Origin of the sequence: Pyruvatibacter sp. HU-CL02332 (assembly GCF_040362765.1) — a bacterium.
Taxonomy (GTDB): Bacteria; Pseudomonadota; Alphaproteobacteria; order CGMCC-115125; family CGMCC-115125; genus Pyruvatibacter.
The window spans coordinates 602500-624328 of sequence record NZ_BAABWK010000002.1; the positions used below are offsets into that span (position 1 = coordinate 602500).

At 56.6% G+C, this 21829-nt stretch carries 19 protein-coding genes; 6 read left to right on the top strand and 13 right to left on the bottom strand.

The features are described from left to right. Positions 1–2 precede the first annotated feature (2 nt). Positions 3–677, top strand: coding sequence for a leucyl/phenylalanyl-tRNA--protein transferase (gene aat / locus ABXH05_RS13565; protein ID WP_353561459.1), 675 nt, complete (start codon positions 3–5; stop codon positions 675–677). Here the strand turns inward: aat and ABXH05_RS13570 are convergent. The 4 genes from ABXH05_RS13570 to ABXH05_RS13585 all read right to left on the bottom strand — a co-directional run bounded on the left by ABXH05_RS13570 (position 614) and on the right by ABXH05_RS13585 (position 2785). Continuing rightward, complete coding sequence (locus tag ABXH05_RS13570) at positions 614–1054, bottom strand: DUF2155 domain-containing protein (RefSeq protein ID WP_353561460.1); 441 nt, start codon at positions 1052–1054, stop codon at positions 614–616. The two genes, aat and ABXH05_RS13570, sit on opposite strands and share 64 nt — an antisense overlap. A gap of 50 nt (positions 1055–1104) precedes the next feature. Further along, entirely contained in the window at positions 1105–1560 is a 456-nt protein-coding gene (gene mlaD, locus ABXH05_RS13575) for an outer membrane lipid asymmetry maintenance protein MlaD (protein WP_043948837.1), read from the bottom strand. Between the two features lie 80 nt (positions 1561–1640). Continuing rightward, on the bottom strand, positions 1641–2024 hold the full coding sequence (locus ABXH05_RS13580; protein WP_348139913.1) for an NADH:ubiquinone oxidoreductase subunit NDUFA12: 384 nt from the start codon (positions 2022–2024) through the stop codon (positions 1641–1643). A 158-nt stretch (positions 2025–2182) separates the two neighbouring features. Then, positions 2183–2785 carry a response regulator gene (locus ABXH05_RS13585; RefSeq protein ID WP_353561461.1) on the bottom strand — a complete coding sequence of 201 codons (603 nt, stop codon included), beginning with the start codon at positions 2783–2785 and terminating at the stop codon, positions 2183–2185. Positions 2786–3095: 310 nt separating this feature from the next. Between ABXH05_RS13585 and ABXH05_RS13590 the strand changes: the two genes are divergently transcribed. Beyond that, the gene (locus ABXH05_RS13590) at positions 3096–5939 is read left to right on the top strand and encodes a ribonucleotide reductase barrel domain-containing protein (RefSeq protein WP_353561462.1); all 2844 of its coding nucleotides are present in this window, start codon (positions 3096–3098) and stop codon (positions 5937–5939) included. A gap of 138 nt (positions 5940–6077) precedes the next feature. On the opposite strand, the gene aspS is transcribed toward ABXH05_RS13590, so the two are convergent. Next, positions 6078–7862 carry an aspartate--tRNA ligase gene (aspS, locus tag ABXH05_RS13595; protein ID WP_353562414.1) on the bottom strand — a complete coding sequence of 595 codons (1785 nt, stop codon included), beginning with the start codon at positions 7860–7862 and terminating at the stop codon, positions 6078–6080. Positions 7863–8044: 182 nt separating this feature from the next. Between aspS and rnd the strand changes: the two genes are divergently transcribed. Next, complete coding sequence (gene rnd, locus ABXH05_RS13600; RefSeq protein WP_353561463.1) at positions 8045–9214, top strand: ribonuclease D; 1170 nt, start codon at positions 8045–8047, stop codon at positions 9212–9214. An 11-nt stretch (positions 9215–9225) separates the two neighbouring features. Here the strand turns inward: rnd and ABXH05_RS13605 are convergent, their stop codons facing one another. From ABXH05_RS13605 to ABXH05_RS13630, 6 genes are all read right to left on the bottom strand, one after another. Continuing rightward, positions 9226–10749, bottom strand: a complete 1524-nt coding sequence (locus ABXH05_RS13605; protein WP_353561464.1) for a Ppx/GppA phosphatase family protein — start codon at positions 10747–10749, stop codon at positions 9226–9228. 75 nt (positions 10750–10824) lie between these two features. Then, positions 10825–13041 (bottom strand): RNA degradosome polyphosphate kinase, encoded by a 2217-nt coding sequence (locus ABXH05_RS13610; protein ID WP_353561465.1) that lies wholly within the window; start codon positions 13039–13041, stop codon positions 10825–10827. A 133-nt stretch (positions 13042–13174) separates the two neighbouring features. After that, a complete protein-coding gene (locus ABXH05_RS13615; RefSeq protein ID WP_353561466.1) occupies positions 13175–13870 on the bottom strand; it encodes a P-loop NTPase family protein in 696 nt (231 codons plus the stop codon). Then, positions 13863–14930 carry an AI-2E family transporter gene (locus ABXH05_RS13620; RefSeq protein ID WP_353561467.1) on the bottom strand — a complete coding sequence of 356 codons (1068 nt, stop codon included), beginning with the start codon at positions 14928–14930 and terminating at the stop codon, positions 13863–13865. The genes ABXH05_RS13615 and ABXH05_RS13620 overlap by 8 nt, the downstream gene beginning before the upstream one ends. After that, positions 14927–15517 carry a CDP-alcohol phosphatidyltransferase family protein gene (locus ABXH05_RS13625; protein WP_353561468.1) on the bottom strand — a complete coding sequence of 197 codons (591 nt, stop codon included), beginning with the start codon at positions 15515–15517 and terminating at the stop codon, positions 14927–14929. The genes ABXH05_RS13620 and ABXH05_RS13625 overlap by 4 nt, the downstream gene beginning before the upstream one ends. After that, entirely contained in the window at positions 15514–16818 is a 1305-nt protein-coding gene (locus ABXH05_RS13630; protein WP_353561469.1) for a DUF2066 domain-containing protein, read from the bottom strand. The genes ABXH05_RS13625 and ABXH05_RS13630 overlap by 4 nt, the downstream gene beginning before the upstream one ends. A gap of 224 nt (positions 16819–17042) precedes the next feature. Here ABXH05_RS13630 and purM point away from each other — a divergent pair, with 224 nt between their 5' ends. Beyond that, entirely contained in the window at positions 17043–18086 is a 1044-nt protein-coding gene (gene purM / locus ABXH05_RS13635) for a phosphoribosylformylglycinamidine cyclo-ligase (protein ID WP_353561470.1), read from the top strand. Beyond that, positions 18083–18736 carry a phosphoribosylglycinamide formyltransferase gene (purN, locus tag ABXH05_RS13640; protein WP_353561471.1) on the top strand — a complete coding sequence of 218 codons (654 nt, stop codon included), beginning with the start codon at positions 18083–18085 and terminating at the stop codon, positions 18734–18736. The genes purM and purN overlap by 4 nt, the downstream gene beginning before the upstream one ends. A gap of 19 nt (positions 18737–18755) precedes the next feature. On the opposite strand, the gene ndk is transcribed toward purN, so the two are convergent. Continuing rightward, the gene (ndk, locus tag ABXH05_RS13645; RefSeq protein ID WP_353561472.1) at positions 18756–19178 is read right to left on the bottom strand and encodes a nucleoside-diphosphate kinase; all 423 of its coding nucleotides are present in this window, start codon (positions 19176–19178) and stop codon (positions 18756–18758) included. A 267-nt stretch (positions 19179–19445) separates the two neighbouring features. On the opposite strand from ndk, the gene ABXH05_RS13650 reads away from it, so the two are divergent. Further along, entirely contained in the window at positions 19446–21383 is a 1938-nt protein-coding gene (locus ABXH05_RS13650; protein WP_353561473.1) for an ABC-F family ATP-binding cassette domain-containing protein, read from the top strand. Here ABXH05_RS13650 and ABXH05_RS13655 read toward each other — a convergent pair. Then, on the bottom strand, positions 21380–21829 hold the full coding sequence (locus ABXH05_RS13655) for a DNA polymerase III subunit chi (RefSeq protein ID WP_353561474.1): 450 nt from the start codon (positions 21827–21829) through the stop codon (positions 21380–21382). The two genes, ABXH05_RS13650 and ABXH05_RS13655, sit on opposite strands and share 4 nt — an antisense overlap.

A 21829-nucleotide genomic window follows, 5' to 3' on the forward strand; every position in this document is an offset into this window, starting at 1 on the left:
TTATGATCGACGACGATACGGATACTGACGGCGAGATAACCGCAGACATATTGCTGCGCGCCTACGCCTATGGGGTGTTTCCCATGGGTGAATCCCGCGATGACCCGTCGCTCTATTGGGTTGATCCGCAGGAGCGTGGGATCATTCCACTCGACGATTTCAAGCTGCCTCGCAAGCTGCGATCTACTGTTCGCAAATGCCCATTCAAAGTCACCATCGACACTGAATTCAGGGCAGTGATGGAGGCATGCGCGTTGCCGGCACCAGGCCGCTCCGGCACCTGGATAAATGACCGCATTGTCGATTTGTACTGTGAGCTACATGAACGCGGCTATGCCCATTCCGTGGAGTGCTGGAAGGACCAGCAACTCGTCGGCGGCCTCTACGGCGTATCACTCGGCGCGGCATACTTTGGTGAGAGCATGTTTTCGCGCGAAACCGATGCCAGCAAGATTGCACTCACCTACCTCGTCGCACGTCTGAGGCGAGGTGGTTTCAAGTTGCTGGATACTCAGTTTGTAACCGACCACCTGGCTCAGTTTGGTGCGGTGGAGATTCCCCGCGACGAATATCGCCGACGACTAGCGGAAGCGATTACTCTGCCGTCAGATTTCTATTCGCTTGATGCAGGTGCTGCCGCGGAAGAAATCGTGCAGTCCGTCAACCAAACATCATAAACAGGGTGCTCAAGGGCATTCAGTCCGGGAGATGATGCCAGCATCCAGCCACTAAAAATGGGCTCTGGCTCGGTCGTGATCTCTTCGTTGACCGGGTACTCACGCACTTCCAGAAAAGCGATCGTTTTAGGTGGGTCTTCTGGACGGGCCTTCTCGCATGCACGCACCACGATGCCCAATGTCCCAAACCGGAGTGGCGTATCCAGCTTCACACGCATTGGATGGGTGCGAGCTGTGATCTTGTTGAGACCCATCAAGTTCGCTGTGTCAGGTGCAAGTTCGACTTCAACCACAGCTTCTTCAGTGACAATCTCGCCTTCAGCCTCCTGAGCAACAGCGTGGGCCGCAAATCCGGCAATGAGTAGAGCAATACTCATGACACGAAAAACAGTCTTCATGCCCATATGCCCAACGCTTCCAAACAAACTCACTCGCTGTCGCCCCCACCAGCACTGAAGACCGCCTGGCTTACGAGACCAATCAGATCAACCGAGCCTTGGGCAAATTGGATTTCGTCACCAGCCTCGAGCATGTCCTCGCTGCCTCCCGGTGTAAGGGAAATGTAAGAGCCACCCAGCAAACCTTCTGACGTGATCTTTGCGCTTGTGTCTTCTGGAAGCGCCACTTTGGGATCAACTGTGATCGTCACCCTTGCCACATAGGTAGAGACATCCAACTCCTGTTCCGTCACGGACCCGACCTTGATGCCAGACAGACGAACATCAGCACCTCGCGCCAAGCCGTCCACCCGATCAAAATCTATGGTTAGGTCGTATCCGGACGTCGCGCCGGCATCTGTGGAGCTGTAGGCAAAAAACAGAAAAACTGCCGCTATGGCGATGACAGCAGCTCCGGTCAGGGTCTCAATAATTGAAGACTGCATCGTGGGATCCTTCGTTGCCTCTTTAAATCAGCCCTCTACCCGCTGGTGACGGCTGAACGCACGGAATGTCGGGTTACGCTTTATTCGGGTTTCCAGGCCTCATAGTCACCAGCTGTTTTTGCTCTTGGAGCGCCGGTAATGAGTGAACCTGCAGGGCGGTACGCCTGTTGGGAGCCCGTGAGATTGGGCTGGTGTGGTTTTTCCCATTCCCGCGGCGTGTAACCGGTATCAGCAGGCGCGACATCAACTGTTTGATGAAGCCATCCATGCCACTCCGGCGGCACCCGGGATGCCTCAGCAAGACCGTTGTAAATCACCCAGCGGCGCTTGGAGTTCTTACGATCGGAATAGTATTTATTGCCCTGGCTGTCTTCTCCGACCAACTGGCCACGCTTGAACGTCCAAAACCGGGTGCCGATCGTCTGACCGTTCCACCAGCTGAAAATTTGTCTGAACCACATCATGAATTTGCTGCTCGCACCAAGCCTAGGGATGTCTATTTCGACCCGCCAAGATTGCCCGCGAGTCCCAAAGGATTTTGCGCAATATGCCACTCTGGCCGGTATAGCGTCCACCCTTTGGAAAGGTGCTGTTTCGCCACACAGATAGATCCTGGTTTGGTCTAGATTTCCCAGACTTCCTCTGCATCTACATCTTCAACGACAGCTGCCGCGACTGGCGCAGGAGCAGGCCTTTTAGGTGCGGGTGTTGAGGGTATCTTGGCCGGGCGCCCCGTCGCGCCGCCGCTGGGCGTTATGTCGCCAGGGTCACGCAATACATAGTGATCACCATCGAGCAGGAAAATCCGCTTGTCGGCCCTCACCCACTGGATACGTTTGAGGAGATTTGCCGGCACAATCGGTTTTGCAACAAAGTGATTGGCGCCTGCATCCATTGACGCTTTCACAACTTCTGGCTTGGTGTGAGCTGTGAGCATGATCGCGGGCGTGCGAGCCGCAGCACCACTGTCTTTGTGGCGCAGGTGACGCAGGAAGGCGATCCCGTCCATGGGCTCCATATGCCAGTCGCACAGGATCAGGTCCGGCGTTTTGGCATTGATCATCTCCAATGCAGTCGCGCCGTCGCCGGCAAACCGCAGGTCACGCGTTCCAAAAGCAAGAAGCAGTTCCTTCAGCAGCCGTCGGGTGTTTGCATTGTCGTCAACCGCAACAATCCCCACGCCTGCCAGAACCCCAAGCCCTGGTTTTTGGTCTTTCCCCGGCATTCTTGCCTGCCTCGCCCCAACGATGTCTTGGACTGCTATGGCGAAAAACCGCCTACGCTCCAAAACAGACTTCACTCCACCCGGCCATTTCTTTCCGGGATGCTGTGCAGTGTGACCCGAATCGCCTTAAGACTGCTTAACGCCTCGGATTTTTCTCATCCTTTTGCGAATGGCTGAAATTCTTGTGTCGACATAGATGTCTTGACCCAGAGGCCAGATATGCACCATATTTTGTTAACCATGTATGCGTAACCACAAAATATTGTGGCTACATGGGATTTGAGATCACCTTGGTCGTTGGGGGCGAACCATGCAGATCGGACGCCACTACACCGATAAAGTAACTGGTCCCTATGCGGGTCAAAGCTTCAGGCGGGTTCGTGTCGAGGACGCGGATGGCAATATGACCTGGGTCTTTGCACCTACTACGTGGCCGGTCAGTGTAGCCACCGCGTTCAGCGGGCATGCCCTGTTGGCTGAAGCGGTGCCTAGCGCCCGCCGCCAGCTCCACGAGCCCAAAGTCCCGTCTGCCTTACGCCGGTATGTCGCGCTGGAAAGTGACAGCCAATCAGCCAATCCTGCTTTTGCATATGAAGTAGATGTCCGAAGTGCGCTTGATCGCGTAGCAGGAGCTCTGGCACGACAAGGTCTGATCGCCGGGTACTTTGATGGCGCAGTAGATGCCCTTGCCTTCCATGATGAGCTTCGTGCTGCGCTCGTTTCGCGAAAGATCACCCTGGCCTCTGAAACCTGGCAGCGGGTTGGTCGAGATTGGGCTTATGGATATGGTCAACGCACAACGACAAATCCGGACAACAAACCTTCGCCCGTTTCATTTGCCCTGAGCGAGAGCATCAGCAGCGACGGGTTCTTGACGCGCATTGCGTCAGATGCCCGGCGTGAGCAAGACGCTGCGGCGCTGGCTCTTGGTCGCAACTCTCTTTCAGACCTCACACAATTGATTAAGCGCGCATTGGCAGATGGCGGCCCAAATGTGGGAAAGAACCCGGCCCTGGAAACTGCACTAGCGGATGCCAGGAAACGAGGCTTGCCTGCCGCTGTTGCCCGCCGTTTGCTTGATGAATGGATTGTCGGCAACGACAGTTGGCCTGACGCTGACACACATCTGGATGACGACTCTGACATCTGGGACCTTCTTGGCACCCAGACGCCATATGCTGTCCGCAAATCGAACACCTGTGATGAAACATGGACCGAACCCCTGGCCCTCTCAGCGTTACGAGGTGGTGCTCCAGGTGTGTGCTTTGAAAAGTCATTGCAAGACAGCTGCCTTACTCCAGTTGAACAGCTTGTCCTGACACCCAGCGGCGTGGCCGCCCCAGCAGGATTTACGCCGTCAGGCGCTGTGGATTTGCTGGCTTTCACGATGCCAGACCTTGAAACAAATGGGGCTTCCGGACGCATAGACATCGACGGATTGGTGCATTCCGTCCGGCTGCTGACTATTGCACTGGACATTGCGCATGATGATGCTGGCGTGCCGTCTGAGCTGCGGCCGATTGCAGTTGCGCCCATGAATGTTGCAGCAATGCTCATGAGCCAAGGCGCGGCCTACGGTTCTGACGAGGGGCGGGCCCTTGCAGCATCAGTTTGCGGTCTGGTCACAGCAACTGCAGCGGCAACAAGCGCTGGGTTGGCAGCAGCACTCGAGCCAGCCTCAATAAAGAACTCGGGGAAAGACTCCGCCGCGCGTCTTCGCAAGATGCAAAACACTCTGCTTGGCAATGCAGGCGCATTCAGCGCACATCCATCGCCACCACTCTATCCGCACACCCCCCAGCAAGCTGGCATACTGCAGGCGGCACGCGATATTTTGGACCGTGCCATTGATAAAGCGGAAGAAACGGGGCTTCGCAATACCGCTCTAACGACTGTGTCGGATGACACTGTTTTAATGGATCTATTGGGCGCCGAGTCGGCAGCCCTTTCACCTGTCCGAACACTTGTTAAGTACCGACGGCTGACACCAGAGCTGGATGCTGAAGCGATTTACAAGGTCGTGTCGCCAGCAGTTCCCTCAGGTTTACGCGCGCTTCGTCATGACGACGCTTCGATCGATTCCATTCTGGGTCATTTGGTCGGGCGCGGTTCTCTGCATGGCGCACCGGGCGTCAATTATGACATTCTGCGCTCAAGGGGCTTCACTGACGAAGATATCGAAGTCACAGAAAGTGCCTTAGCGACCGCGAGTAACATTCGGGCGGTGTTTACGCCGTATGTGCTGGGCTGGGATGGAGATTTTTACGCACAGAATGATGAAGACATTTTGGCGGGACTGGGTTTCTCGACCTGGGATATCGAACACGCCAACTTCCATTGCTGCGGTGCCCTGACCCTTGAAGGATCAAGAGACTTACCAATCGAGCATCTGCCTGTGTTTGACTGTGATGAGCCGCTCGGCGAAATCGGAACACGCCACGTCGGCACGTCAGATCGTCTCTTGATGGCGCAGGCTGTTCAGCCGTTTGTGACGGATGGTTTGGCCCTTGACCTGCAGCTGCCCCGCGAGACAACTGTTGACGGTATCCGCGCGCTCTATCAACAAGCAGAAGACATGGGTCTAGCGTCGATCCGCCTCAACCGGAGGGGTGCGGCCCTCAGTGACGCTCTGGACTATGATGATCTGTTAGACGACTTTCCTCGCGACGAGCTGGATGAGGTACGTACGGATGTTACCGACAACATCTATGTACGCTCAGTTGAATCAGATGATCTACCGCAGCCCGCTCCACTGCCTGCTGACAACGCGGCGCTCAATGCCGCCATTTCTTTAGGCTTGAAGCATGGCGTGCCAGTAGAAGCATTTCTGGAGGCGTTTTCAGCTCTGCCGACATCTGATGGAAAAGACGTGCTGAGTGGCACCCTTTCAGCACTGGCCACATCATATTTGGACCAACCGGTCCTGCAAGACGCGGACTCAGATTGTTCGGATTTCTACGGAGATGAAGCGGATCTTGCGGCGACAGATCTTCGCGATCCATTCGTGCGCAGCACCCGCGCACGATCAGGCCAAGTTCAAAATTCAGAAGAAATTGGGACCAGCACCGACACATCGGTGCCGGACCCCTCACGAGCTTTCGGTGATCCGGCCCTTTCGCCCCCCAGCGTTTCAGGCCGCCCCCGAGAGGAATAGCCCACCTTAAGAAGGCGCGAGCAACCAAGCCCCCCAAGCGCGGTTTTTCGCATAAACAAAGATACCCCAAGACGACTAAAGGGCTCCTCGTTGCGAGGAGCCCTTTTCTCTGCCTGCCAATCATTATAGTGCAGGCGTTTATTCTTTAGGTGCCGTGGAACGAATGCTCAGCTCGCGCATCTGATGCGCGCTGGCTTCAGCTGGTGCTCCCATCATCAGGTCCTGGGCCTGCTGGTTCATGGGGAACATTGTCACTTCACGCAGATTTTCTTCACCTGCCAGCAACATGACGATGCGGTCGATCCCTGGTGCGATGCCACCATGCGGCGGCGCGCCATAGCGGAACGCATTCAGCATGCCGCCGAACTTTTCCTCCACAACTTCGGGACCGTATCCGGCGATCTCAAAGGCCTTCATCATGATTTCTGGCCGATGGTTACGAATGGCACCTGACGACAACTCAATGCCGTTGCACACGATGTCGTACTGGTAGCCGTTGATCTCCAAGGGGTCTTTCGTCTCAAGAGCTTCAAGGCCGCCCTGGGGCATGGAGAACGGGTTGTGAGAGAAATCGATCTTCTGTTCGGTTTCATCAAACTCGTACATCGGGAAATCGACGATCCAGCAGAACTCAAACTTGTTCTCGTCGATGAGCTCGAGTTCACGGCCAAGCTGCTGGCGCGCCTGCCCGGCGAAATCCACAAACTTGCCTGGAATACCACAGGTAAAGAACACCGCATCGCCCGCGTTGAGGCCAAGTTCTGTACGCAGAGCTTCTGTCCGCTCAGGCCCGATGTTCTTGGCAAGCGGACCGGCACCAACGACGCTGCCCTCTTCTTCGCGGAAGAAGATGTAGCCTAGACCCGGCTGACCTTCCTTCTGCGCCCAGGAATTCATCCGGTCACAGAATGCACGACTTCCGCCGCCCGGTGCGGGGATTGCCCAGACACGCACCTTGTCATCTGCAGCAATCTGTCCGGCAAACACCTTGAAGCCAGAATCGCGGAACGTTTCCGTTGCATCAGACATTTCAATCGGGTTGCGGAGGTCTGGTTTGTCAGACCCGTATTTACGCATTGATTCTGCGTATGGGATGCGCGCGAATTTTTCTGACACCGACTTGCCGTTGCCGAACTCGATGAACACGTCGCGCAGGATGGGTTCAACTTCCTGGAAGATGTCTTCCTGCTCTACGAAACTCATTTCGATGTCGAGCTGATAGAATTCACCCGGCGACCGGTCTGCTCGCGCATCCTCATCACGGAAGCACGGTGCGATCTGGAAATACTTGTCAAAGCCCGCAACCATGATGAGCTGTTTGAACTGCTGGGGTGCCTGGGGAAGTGCATAGAACTGGCCAGGGTGCATCCGGCTTGGCACCAGAAAGTCACGTGCGCCTTCCGGCGAAGATGCCGTGAGGATTGGCGTTTGGTATTCGCCAAATCCAGCCTCAGTCATACGGCGGCGCAAATCCGCAATGATGCGTGACCGCAGAACAATGTTCTGATGGATGCGTTCGCGGCGCAGATCAAGGAACCGATAGCGAAGACGGGTGTCTTCTGGATAGTCCGTGTCCCCGAATACGGGCAGCGGCAGCTCCTGCGCTTCCGACTGGACTTCCACCGACGTGATGCGGATTTCCACAGCACCGGTTGGCAGCTTGTCATTTACGGTCTCATCCGAACGGGCGACGACTTCACCCTCAATGGTTACAACCCATTCCGACCGCATTTCCTCAACGCTTGGAAAAGCCGGGCTATCTGGATCTGCCACGCACTGCGTCAGACCATAGTGGTCGCGCAGATCAACGAACAGCAGGCCTCCATGGTCGCGCACACGATTGACCCAGCCAGACAGTTTTACAGTCTTGCCAACGTCTTCGGCACGCAGCTGGCCGCAGGTATGAGAGCGGTAACGGGTCATGGCGGTAAAAGCCTTGTCAGTCATGGGTTCCGGAGGGCTCGCCAGCCTGAGCAAATCAGGTTTGAGCGGTTGCGGCGGAGAAGCGCATAGGGGCGCGGGTCTTGTCAAGATTCCAGCCGCCAATCAGCCTTATCAACAGGGACTAGCGACAATTTGCGCGGGTTCAGTTATAGCATTGAGATATGGACATTATTTCTACCACAGAGGCCCTCAACGCGGCCTGCGCCACCCTTTCAAGCGAAACCTATGTGACTGTCGATACGGAGTTCCTGCGGGATTCCACCTATTGGCCGGTCCTCTGCCTTATTCAGGTTGCCGCTCCAAAAGGTGAGGCATTGATCATTGATCCGCTGGCGGATGGCCTGGATATGGCCGCGTTTTACGCCCTTATGGCTAATAAATCGGTCATCAAGGTGTTTCATGCCGCCCGTCAGGACATCGAAATCTTCTGGCACGAAGCCAAAACACTGCCCGATCCGCTGTTTGATACGCAGGTTGCAGCCATGGTCTGTGGATTTGGCGACTCTGTCGGCTACGAGAACATCGTAAAGCGGGTTACCGGCGAGCAAGTGGACAAGTCTTCCCGGTTCACGGATTGGAGCAGACGTCCGCTGACCGACAAGCAATTGCGGTATGCAGCTGCCGACGTGACCCATCTACGCCAGGTGTATGAGCATCTTGGGCGGCGGATTACGAAATCGGGCCGCGCTGAGTGGGTCGCTGAAGAGATGGCAATTCTTCAGGATCCGGACACTTATGAAGTGAAACCCGAGAATGCCTGGAAGCGTCTCAAACTGCGCAATCGGAGCCGCAAGGCTGTGGCAGTGCTGATGGAAACTGCAGCATGGCGTGAACGGGAAGCCCAGGGGCGCAACGTTCCACGTGGCCGTATTCTCAAGGACGATGCGATTCAGGAGCTGGCAACACAGGCGCCGACCTCCACGGAGGCCTTGGCCAATCTACGGGCCGTGCCTCGTGGTTTTTCCCAGAGCCGCCACGCCAAAAGTCTATTGGATGCAGTTCAAGTTGGCCTCAACAAACCCTCGGGTGACGTTCTGATGCCAGAGGCGCCTGAACAACTTCCGCAGGGGTTGGGACCGACAGTCGAACTTCTGAAGGTATTGCTCAAATACAAATGCGAAGCGCATGACGTCGCACAAAAGCTCATCTGCAACGTTGCTGACCTCGAACGGATTGCAGCAGATGACAATGCCAATGTGTCCGCGTTACGGGGATGGCGGCGCGAAATATTCGGCAATGACGCTCTGGATCTGAAGCATGGGCGCCTGTGTCTGGCGATCGAAGATCAAGTAATCAAGCCGGTCCGCCTTGAGCAGAAGGCCGCAGAGTAGCTTTTGGATCGCTAAACGTCAGACACCTGTATGTCAGCTTCAACGCCCATTGCGCGTGCCAGTGCGGAGAGGCGTTTGGCCACCACCTCGCCTAACAGATCCCGCTTGGCGGATGGTACCAGCAGCGTGAGCATGCCCGGCTCCGGCTTGAGCCTGAAACCCGTTACAAGTTTTGGCGCCCCAGCTGAAATTGTATGCCCAAGCCTCAAGGCAAGCCCGACAGCAGAGGCACGACGCGTCCGGTCCTCGTTCAGTAACGCCAACACATGGTCATGATCGCCAGTGCCAAGACCGCTGCGGTATCGATTGGCGACCGCAAGGCTGAGGTAAACGCGACCCGGATGATCAATACCAGACATCGGTGCGCGCAAGATTTCTGTGAGAACGTGCTGAGAGCGATAGTCCGGGTGAATCCGCCAGGCCATGTCGCTCAGGTGGCAGGCGGCCTGATGGAGCCGTCGCTCATCCTTGTCAGCTGTCATCAAAGGCCCCGCCTTGAAGAGCGGCGCGGTAAAGCGCTCAAGCTCCTCCCCATGTTCCGGGAAGCGTCCAAGTCGGCGCCCGACGCCTCGCGACCAACTCAAAAGTGGATCGACCTTGCGTTCGTCTGCAGTAAGGCGGGCATAGAGCAAGCCTTCACGGACACCATAGGCCGAGATGACCATCTTGGAGGCGCCTATGGTCTCGAGCGTTTTTTCAAGCACCAGCGCCGCATAAGGAAGCGTCTCCAGACGTTTGCGAGAAATATCGGGCACACGCTCCAATGATTTGGCGCTCTGACCGGAAACAACTCGTGCGATCTCTATGGCTTCACTCTTGCGAACTGAATAGGCCTGCAGAATACGCAGCGGGTAGTCTTCGCCATGCATGTGCATCCGCGCCAAATTCCGCCAGTTGCCGCCCACTGCATAGAAGTTTTTGACTGATTTCTGGGGCTTCCAGTCCATTTTGCTGAAGGCTTCGGTCACCAGTTTGCGGGCCTTGCTGATGTCGTTGCCCGACAGGTCCATCAATCGCAGAGGCCCCACCGGCAGAGTTACACCTTCGCCATATCGGCCATTGGCAATATCCACCAGTTCGAGACTGCCACCACCCAGATCACCGACAATGCCATCTGCTTCGGGGAAGCCGGCCAGTACGCCTTCTGCTGCATATCGTGCTTCATCCTGACCGGAGAGGATGGAAATTCTCGCACCACATAAATGTTCGGCGCGTTCGATGAAGTAGTCCCCATTGGAGGCTTCACGCACCGCAGCGGTTGCTACCGCATCGACATTGGCAATACCCAGTGCGCGCGTCAGCCCGCGAAAACGCGCAAGAGCTGCCAGCGCACGGTCAATTCCCGCAGGGTCCAACTGGCCGGTCGTGCCGACTGTACGGCCAAGCCCGCACAATACTTTTTCGTTGAAGATGGGAATAGGTGTACGGCGATGGTCCGCATACACCACAAGGCGCACCGAATTTGACCCGATGTCGATGATGCCTACCCCTTCACTCAGGTCAGGCACCTCGCGCAATCTCAGCGCGGTTGGCATTTATGTCCCCCACACAGCACAGGCTGCTTGGTTATCTGTCGCCAGCAAAGGCCGGAACCAGACTCATACACCAATTCAGTCGGCAGATGTGCGGAAACGAAACTGCTTGGGCAGGCTTTCTTCAAGCGCTTTGCCACGCCCTGAAAGGCTGGGGTTTGTCATGAAGTATTCGTGGGCATTGAAGGGTTTTTTATCGTCACTCAATACTTCACGCACATAGGAGCCATCCGGCATCAAATCCCAGCTTTGGAGATTGTCCTCCAGATTAGCAACCATGATCTGGTCAAGAATCTGCTCATGCACCGTGGCGTTTTCCACTGGCACAAGGGTTTCAACGCGGCGGTAGAGATTGCGCGGCATCCAGTCAGCGGATGAGATGTAAATCTTCGCCTTGGCATTGGGTAGAGTGTCGCCGTTACCGAAACACACCACTCGAGAGTGCTCCAGAAAACGGCCAACGATACTTTTGACGGCAATGTTTTCTGAAAGGCCCGGCACCCCTGGACGCAGGCAGCAGATGCCCCGCACCACCAGTTCGACTTTCACACCGGCCTGACTTGCAAGATACAGCGCATCGATTACTGAGGAATCGACAAGAGAATTCATCTTGGCCCACACAGCGCCCGGGCGACCTGCTTTCACGTGCTCGATTTCTTTTTCGATGTGCTCGATGAGTAAATTGCGCAGTCGCAGCGGCGACAAAGCGAGTTTTTCCAGATCAACAGGCTCGGCATAGCCTGTGATGTAATTGAATGCGCGCGCGGCGTCCCGTGCCAATACAGGGTCTGACGTGAAGAGCGATAGATCGGTGTAAATCTTGGCTGTGATCGGGTGGTAGTTGCCGGTGCCAAAATGGCAGTAGGTGCGCAGCTCGCCACCTTCCCGACGAACAACCATGGACATCTTGGCGTGGGTTTTAAATTCAATGAAGCCATAGACAACCTGCACCCCGGATCGTTCCAGATCTCGGGCCAGCTTGATATTGGCGGCCTCATCAAATCGCGCCTTCAATTCCACAAGCGCCGTCACTGACTTGCCGGCCTCGGCGGCCTCGACCAGTGCGCGCACAATGGGGCTGTCAGCCGATGTCCGATACAGGGTCTGCTTGATGGCCACGACGTCCGGATCATTGGCTGCCTGCCGGACAAACTGAACCACCACATCAAAACTCTCATAAGGGTGATGAACCAGAATGTCTTTTTCGCGAATCGCAGCAAAGCAGTCGCCGCCGTGATCTCGAATGCGCTCAGGGAAGCGGGCGTTGTATGGAACGAATTTTAAGTCCGGTCGATCATCAACGATCAGTTGTGACGTTGACGCGAGCCCTACAAGACCATCCACGAGGATGACGTCTCGCGGGCTTACTTCCAGTTCGGAAATCACCAGCTTGCGCAAACGCGCGGGCATGTCGCTGGCGATCTTGAGGCGGACCACACTGCCGCGGCGGCGGCGTTTCAACGCACTTTCGAAGAGCCGCACCAGGTCTTCTGCTTCTTCTTCAATTTCAAGGTCGCTATCGCGGATGATGCGAAAGACACCGGATCCTTTCACCTCATAACCAGGAAAGAGACGGCTTGAGAACAGGCGAATAACTGCTTCAAGGGTGATGAAGCGGATGACTTCCTTTCCATCTTCAGACGAATTGGGGAGCCTTACGAAACGTTTGATCTGGCCGGGAATAGGTAACAGCGCTGACAACTGCTGACCGTCGCTCTCCCGTCGCAAATCAAGCGCCATGGAGATTCCCAGATTTGGAATGAACGGGAACGGGTGAGCCGGATCTACGGCAAGGGGCGTCAGAACCGGGAAGACTTCCTCCAGGAAGAAACCTTCCAACCAGTCTTTCTCAACGACGGTTAATGCCTGTTCATCGACGACGTTGATACCCGTCGCGCTCAACAGCGCATGTAGATTGCGCCACATGTCCTGTTGAGACCGCATGAGTATTCCGGCTGCCGCGTTCACCTGCTCAAGCTGTTGGGCAGGTGTGAGACCCTCCTGGCTAAGCGTGTCGACGCCGGCCTGAACCTGACCGTGCAATCCGGCGACACGAACCATATAAAATTCGTCGAGGTTGGACGCTGAAATCGACAGGAACCTCAACCGCTCGAGCAATGGATGGGTCTCATTGCCGCTTTCTTCCAGGACGCGCCCGTTAAAGGCCAGCCAGGAAAGCTCACGGTTTATGAAGCGCTCATTGGAGTCAGCTGCAATGTGCGCAAATTCAGCTCCCTTGCCCTCGCTGGATGGCTGGGTGGCGGCAAAGGGCGTTACATTTGTTTCAGCGGTCATGTCTGTTTCCATATCGTGTCGGGCCGCATCCCAGCCGGTGCGGCGAACACAAAATCATCCAATCTGAATGCAGCCATCGCACTTGGGTGTGACGGATAGATGACAGTATCAGTTTTGGGGGCTAGAGCCCAAACTACGCTTTGTCGGCGGAGGCCTTCAACACGTCTCGAATGACCTTCATGTTGAGGCGCCTGCCATGGCTCAGAGCATGAAAATCGATTTTCTCAACGATTGAGCGGGCTGCGTGAGCTGACCGGTCGATCCTGTGCGCAATGTATTCCAGCATGTCCGGGCTCGCATGTACGCCACGCTCCGCAAAGAGTTTGGCGATCAGCTGAATGAGCAACATGTCGTCGGGCTCAAGCAGTTGCACATGAGGGGCTGCCTTCAGCCGAGACATCAGGTCTGCCAAGGGAAAATGTAGTGTGCCCGGAGCCGTTGTGCAGGTGAGCATCAGGCTTGCCCCCTTCTCACGCGCGAAATTCAGCAAGTGAAAGAGTGCCGCAGGGTCACGCAATAGCTCTATATCTTCGACAACAAGTCCACCGCCTGTCAGAAGCTCAGGAACATTTTCTCGTGTCAGGTCCATGGCATTGCAGGACGCAGCATTCGCCCCGGCTCTCCATACATCCGCGAGATGCGTCTTGCCGCTTCCCTCTGGACCGCTGAGCACCACGATGGGCTGAGGCCAATCAGGCCATTTGTCGACCCACGCAACCGCAACGGCATTGCTCTGCGACACCAAAAAATCATCGCGGCCCTGCGCAGGTCGGTGATCAAGCGGCAGAGGTATCTGAGGTCCAGTTGCTGTGGACCCCGCCTTACTCACGATGATTGCCCTTGTAGAGATCGCTCTTGAGGTACTCGCCAATGCCAAATCGCGTCAGGACTCCGATGAGAGCTGCCAGCGGCAAGGCGAGAAGTACACCGACGAAACCAAAGAGCGTTCCGAATGCAAAGAGTGCGAAAATTACCCAAACCGGGTGCAACTTGACGCGGGAGCCCACAAGCCAAGGGGTGAGGATGTTTCCTTCAATAGCCTGTCCCACGAAGAACACCGCCGCGACGGCTCCTATCATCAGGGGGTCAGGCCAGAACTGAATGAGAGCCAAGCCAACTGAAAGGAACATACCCACCAGTGCCCCGACAAACGGAATGAAGCTGACCAGACCGGCAATGAGCCCGACCACCAGTCCGAAATCCAATCCAATGATGGAAAGCGCTGTTGCGTAGAATGTGCCCAGCACAAAACACACAGTCACCTGCCCACGCACAAAGCCCGAGAGCATTCCATCCATCTCGCCAATCAGGCGGCGCACAGTGGTTGCATGGTCGCGGGGTAGCCAGCTGTCCATCTGCTCAACCATCCGGTCCCAGTCAAGCAACAGATAAAACGCGACCACGGGCGTCACAAAGACCAATGACATGAAGCTTACGAATGCCAGGCCACCGCTAATCGCGCGCTGGAACACCTGCCCTGCCCAGCCGAACGCAGATTTGGCGATGTCGGTGAAGGCCGCGCGCGCATCCGTATCAAAGCCTGCAATGAATTCTGCAATGCGGCCATCCATGATTCTGTCAAAGAGCTGGCGCAGTTGGTCGACATAGCCGGGAGCGCGCTCAATGAACTTGATGATCTGGTCCTGCAGCACAGGCAGTACGAGCACCAAAACCAGAATGAAAATCAGCAGGCCGACAACTGAAATCACGCTGGTAGCCGCCATACGGCTAAGGCCCAAGTCCTCAAGACGGTCTGCAGCGGGGTCCAGAAAATAGGCAATGGCCATGCCGGCCACGAACGGCAACATGATGCTGCTCAACAGGTGCAGCACCAGCCCAAATACAATTGCCACGACCGCCCAGATGAGCGCCTGCCTACCGATGGTCACTTGGGTGTTTCCTTTTGGTCCTGAGGTTCGGTTGTTGTGTCGGTCTCCCACGCGCTGACATCGCGCACCCAGTCAACAAGGTAGCTTGCACCTGAAACAACTGTCGTCAGTCCTGTGAAGTATGCAGCCAGGACGAGCGTGGCGCCGAAGGTTGATTCAAACTGGAACCCCAGGACAGCCAGCACAGCGGCCGCGTATGCAATTTGGGCCGTTGTGTTGATTTTACTCACCATCAACGGTCGCATTGTGACCACAAATCCAATGAGCCAGGAGATCAAAACTGCCCCGACGATCAGGACATCACGACTGACCACAAGAATGACGAGCCAGTTGGGAATGAGGTCCTGCAGACCCAATGAGACAAAGATTGACACCAGCAGTGCTTTGTCAGCCACTGGGTCCAGATAGGCTCCAAGGGCGGTGGTGTAGCCAAAACGCTTGGCAATGAAGCCGTCCACACCATCAGAGATGCCGGCCGCCACAAAAACCCAGAAGGCTGCTTCAAACGCCTGATTGCCAATCAGGTAGATAATCACGGGGACTAGAATTAGTCGTCCCAGCGTTATCAAATTTGGGATAAAGCTCACCGGTTTGGGGAACTTGCGTTCTGGCGGGTCAAGCGGTCGGCAATGGCCTCATCATCCGGCAAACCACGGGAGGGTGCGGGTGATGCACTGCCGGGTGCGGTTCTGGTTGGGTTGGCAACTGGCGATGGTTCGGTGGCCTCAAAAGAGTCGTTCAAGATAGGAGCCGGGGCCGCTGCGGCTGATGAAAATGCCAGTGTCCAGACACCCCCTTCGTCCAGAAGGCGTAACTGACGTTGGGCAAGGTTGGAGCCCAGGGCTGGCATTGGGCCCGATACCCGCAAATTGACCTGCGCGCCCCGAGGTGAAATCGCTACAACGTTGACACTCTGAACGATGGATGCCGAATTCAGACGCTGGCGAATTGCAGCCCATTCAGCGAGCGACGCAAATTCAACCGATACGGCCACCGTTTGCTCAAGGCCAAAAGCAACCGCATTTTGCGTTTTCCAACTTGCAATGAGTGAGTTGCGTATGCCTTCGGCACCGGCAAGTGACGCAGCTTCAATAGTATCACCCTGAAAGTTCCGGCGTGTCTCATCCACACCGCGCGGTGTGACCCGATAAAGAGTGACCTCAAGCTGGTTGCCGTCTCCACCGCGTGCATGAGCCACAAGCACCTGCTCAACACCATACCGGCCTGCAATTTGTTCAAGCGCTGCCCAGTCCGCCCCGATGGCTCCACCAGCATCAATGGCAGAAAAGTCCTGCAAGTCACCAAGAGCCAGGCGGATGGGAACGAGAGAGTTGGACAGCCCGATGGATTCCCAGGCGGCACGCCATGGATTGGGTTCATCAAACAGAACGCGAACGCCGGGCGTGTCCAATACAGGAAGAAGCAGGCTTGGCGCTGCCTGGTTCTCCGTAAACCGGACACCGGATTGGCGCAGGAAGCGGCGCACCTGCTGCGGGTTCAACCGCGCGGTCACATCACCAAGATATCGCGTGCCGGAGGCTCTCTCATTGGCAATGCCAATGCCCGTCACGAGCAATTCGCCATCTGCTGCAGTTAGCTCGGGAAGGCGTGGCCAATCGGAGTAAAGCGTAAACCTGCGCAGCACTTCATCAGCGGCTTTGATACGCCCTTGCGTCAATGCTTTCTCACGTGCCTGGCCCGCGTCAGCGCCTGTCGCGTCAACCGAAACGCCGGTCACCGTATAGATGTCAGAAGATGCCTGCGCCCATGCGGCACTAGAAAACATGCCTGCCAGCCCGATGAGGACCGCTGCAAATACCAATTGCGAGAGGCCAAATGGGCGTACCGCCTCATCCAACGCGCGCGTCGCAGCTTGTGCCAAACTCATCTCTCCTACCTTACAGGACCGCATCTTGAACTCTTTTCACCCCATAAGGGCGCAGCAACTATATCATTTCTGCCCATCAAATGGCCCACATTCATCATTCCGGCCGGGCTTGCATTCTTGAGGGCTTTGGGCTCGTTTAGGCGCTCGCTGGCCTGGGAGCAAGACTCAGGGCATACAGCCAGCGGAATGCGGCCAAAAACTGACTTTTATCGCACGAGGACGAGATGGCGGATCCAGCGCAGGGCGCGAAACGCAATGGCATTACCTATGCCGATGCTGGCGTGGATATCGATGCAGGCAATGCACTGGTGCGGCTGATTGCCCCAATGGCCAAGGCGACCCGGCGTCCGGGCGCGGATAGCGATCTGGGCGGGTTTGGTGGCCTTTTTGATCTGAAAGCCGCGGGCTTCACAGATCCAATTCTGGTGGCAGCGAATGACGGCGTCGGCACCAAGCTACGTCTTGCGATTGATACCGGCATTCTGGACACAGTCGGCATCGACCTTGTGGCGATGTGTGTCAATGATTTGATCGTTCAGGGCGCCGAGCCACTTTTCTTTCTCGACTATTTTGCAACCGGACATCTGGACGTTGAGTCCGCCGCCAAAGTTGTGTCGGGCATAGCTGAAGGTTGCCGCCTTTCAGGCTGTGCCCTTATCGGCGGCGAAACCGCTGAGATGCCTGGCATGTATCAAGGCGACGACTTTGATCTGGCCGGGTTTTCGGTTGGTGCCGCTGAACGTGGCTCGCTCTTGCCCCGCAACGACATGGCGCCCGGAGATATCATCTTGGGCATGAGCTCCAGCGGCCTTCATTCCAATGGCTTCTCGCTCGTACGTCGGCTCATCGCTGACGCCGGTGCCAAGCTCGAGGCTCCAGCGCCTTTCGAGACCGATGCCGCGACGCTTGGGGAAGCACTGCTTACGCCGACCCGGTTGTACGTCACCCAGCTGCTGCCCAGCATCAAGGCAGGGCATATCAAGGCACTGGCGCATATTACCGGTGGCGGTTTCAGCGAAAACATTCCTCGGGTGCTGCCTGAGAACCTTGCTGCGGACATTGGCTACACAGCCTGGGACATGCCGCCGGTCTTTGACTGGCTTCAAAAACTGGGTGGTATGGCGGACGCTGAAATGCGGCGAACCTTCAACTGCGGCATCGGCATGATTGCTGTCGCGTCTCCTGGAGATGATGCCGAAGCTGTCACGGCCAGTCTGAATGAGCTGGGCGTTCCGACCCGCCAGATCGGGGTGATCACGTCCGCATGAAGATCGCTATCCTGATTTCCGGCCGCGGAAGCAATATGGAACGGCTGATAGAAGCCGCCTCCGCCCCGGACTACCCGGCTGAGATCGTTAAGGTCATCTCTAATCGACCGGATGCGTCCGGTCTGCAGACGGCCGCAGATGCGGGTATCGCTACCCAGTCGATTGATCACAAGAGCTACGCCACCCGTGCTGACTTTGATGCCGCACTGGAAGCTGCCTTGAATGAGGCTGACGTGGATCTCGTATGCCATGCGGGCTTCATGCGTATTCTGACCGACGAGTTTGCCGCACGGTGGGAAGGTCGCATGGTCAACATCCATCCGTCTTTGCTGCCTTCTTTCAAGGGCATTCGCGTCCAGCAACAAGCCATTGATGCCGGTGCTACGATTTCAGGATGCACGGTCCACTACATCATTCCTGCGCTCGACAGTGGCCCCATCATTGCTCAAGCGGCTGTGCCAGTCCTGACAGATGACACGGCAGAAGCGCTCTCGGCACGCATCCTTTCAGCCGAGCATGTGCTGTATCCCGCTGCGGTCAAATTGATTGCTTCAGGCAGCGTGAAGCTTATTGATGGCAAGGTGGTGCGCAGCCTGGATGCAAAAAGGGCGGACACTGAGTGCCCGCCCCTCTTTTCGCCGCAGCCGTAAGGCCTTTGCGAGTCAGCAATTAGCCAACAATTTCGTCGTCTGAGAAGAAGTACTTGATTTCTTCAGCAGCTGTTTCCGGTGCATCTGAACCGTGTACGGAATTAGCTTCAATGCTTTCAGCAAAATCCGCGCGGATTGTGCCTGGTGCTGCTTCAGCTGGGTTGGTTGCACCCATGACTTCACGGTTCTTTGCGATGGCGTTTTCACCTTCAAGCACCTGAACAACAACAGGACCTGATGTCATGAATGCCACAAGATCGTTGAAGAATGGGCGCTCGCTGTGGACGGAGTAGAAGCCTTCTGCTTTTTCCTTGGTCAGCTGCAGGCGCTTGGACGCGATGACGCGCAGGCCTGCGGTTTCCAGCCGGTCGATGACCTTGCCGGTGATGTTACGCTTGGTTGCATCGGGCTTAACGATAGAAAAAGTGCGCTCAAGAGCCATGAGAATGTGCCTTTCAGGTTGGCATGTCGCGGTAGCATTCCTGCTGTCACTGGCAAAGATCCCGGCCACCGCATTGCATCAATGCAAAACGGGCGGTGGACATCTGCTGGGGGACGCTTAGAAGTACCGTCTTTCTGGGAAATATGATCTCGGGGATTGCCGCCTTAAGAGCCGCAAATTCGGGCGGGTTATAGCCGCCGCTGTTGCACTCCTGCAAGCACCCAAAAGTCACACTGCAAGGGCCCCGCCGGGGCAAATGTCGTCGCCATGCTGCAAATCAACGAACTGACCTACCGCATTGGCGATCGGGTATTGATGGAAAACACCACCGCAGGCGTGCCGGAAGGCAAGCATGTGGGCGTTGTTGGCCGTAACGGCGCGGGAAAATCCACGCTTTTTGGCCTCATAAATGGTGATCTTCCGCCGGATGCCGGCTCAATTTCAGTTCCCAAGAACTGGCGCATCGGCGGCGTCGAACAAGAAGCGCCAGCGACCGACAAGAGCCTTCTGGAAACTGTTCTGGAAGCCGATACGGAACGGTTGGACCTGCTGGCTGAGGCGGAAACAGTCACCGATCCCAATCGCATTGCCGAAGTCCACACGCGATTAGCCGACATTGATGCCCATAGCGCTCCTGCTCGTGCGGCATCGATTCTGGCGGGACTTGGCTTCAATGAGGTGGACCAGGCCCGGCCGACACGCGACTTTTCAGGTGGCTGGCGCATGCGCGTGGCGCTTGCGGCGTTGCTTTTCACCACGCCGGACCTGCTGCTGCTTGATGAACCCACCAACTATTTGGACCTTGAGGGCACCATCTGGCTTGTGGACTACCTGCGGAAGTATCCCCGGACCCTCCTGATCGTGAGCCATGACCGCGACCTGCTGGACCAGGTTGCCAGTGGCATTCTGCATCTGGAGCACCGTCGGCTGTCTTACTATCCGGGCAACTTTGAGCGCTTTCAGAGGCTTAAGTCCGAGCAGGCGGCGCATGATCTTGCTCTCCGCAAGAAGCTCGACGACAAGCGCAAGCATATGACGGCGTTTGTTGAGCGGTTCCGCGCCAAGGCTTCAAAGGCACGACAGGCGCAAAGTCGCCTCAAGGCTCTGTCAAAACTGGACCTGCCGACCATCCTTGCAGACGAACACTCGGCACGCATCAGCTTGCAGGGTCCTGAAGACCTGCTGCCGCCGCCCATTATCACCATGGAAAATGCGGCTGTTGGCTATGGCGACAACCCGCCGGTGCTCAGCAACATGACGCTGCGCATTGACCAGGACGACCGCATCGCCCTGTTGGGTGCCAACGGCAATGGCAAGTCGACATTCGCCAAGCTGGTAACTGCCCGACTGAAACAGGCAAGCGGCACCCTGCGGCGCTCACCGCGTCTACGCATTGGGTACTTTGCCCAGCACCAGGTGGACGAACTGGCGGACGGCCTTACGCCTTATCAGAACATGCGTCAGCGCATGGAGAAGTTTGGCGAGGTCACGGATGCGCAGGTCCGCGCCCGCGTCGGCGCCATCGGTTTTTCAGGCCAGCGGGCCGACGTAAAAGTTGCAGACCTGTCTGGCGGCGAGAAAGCACGGCTCCTGCTTGCAATCGCGACTTTCGATAAACCGCACATGCTGGTGCTCGACGAACCCACAAACCATCTGGACATGGAAGGCCGCGACCAGTTGGTCAACGCCATCAACGAATACTCAGGTGCGGTCATTCTTATCAGTCATGACCAGCATCTGATCGACTCCTGTGCGGACCGCTTGTGGCTGGTTCATGACGGGAAAGTACAATCCTTTGATGGCGACATGGATGACTATCGGCGCCTGCTGCTCAGTCAGCGCGGGCGGCCGGGCTCGAACAAGACCTCATCGCTTTCAGATGATGCGGCGGCGCGTGCTCCCGAAGCCCCGCGCGCTAAGGATGTGCGCAAGGCCACTGCCCAGCAGCGGGCGGGCATTGCTCCCTTGAAAAAGAGCGCTGATGACGCTGAATTCAAGATCATCGAACTGGAAGAGAAAATCGCCAAGATGGATGCCGTCCTCGCAGATGGCAGCCTGTTCGAACGCGACCCAAAAAAGGCAGATCTCATTTCACGGGCACGCGGCGAACTTGGCACCAGGTTGGAAAAAGCTGAAGACAATTGGATGAAGCTGACGCAGAAGTACGAAGCGGCGTTGGCCAAGCTTGAGAACGCCGACGCTTAGGCTTTCTTTTCCCACCGGCCGGCTTCGCTTTGCTGCCAGTAGGTAGCGTCATGCCCGGCGTCCTTCACCGCTTTCCAATGGACACGGGCCGCTGCGACGGCCTCCGGGTCGCCGCCGTCAAACATCAAGACGCAGCGTTGATAGGTATCCACGCCATCGATACCAGCACCATCAACTGCAAACAGCACATTGGCTCCGGCCGGATTTTCGTTTCCGGTTGTGAGCAGTACTTTCTGCGCTTCCTCATGCCCCTCGCCCTGCGACCCATGCGGCAGAAATGCATCGTCACGATAGGTCCATAGATGGGCATCCAGCGAGCTGACACGTTCCGCTGAACTGGCACGCACGACGGCCTTCCACCCACGCTCAAGCGTCTTCTCCAGGAGCTGTGGCAATACAGCTTCCAGAGTGGATCGCTCGAGGTGGTAGAAGAGCAGTTCAGACAT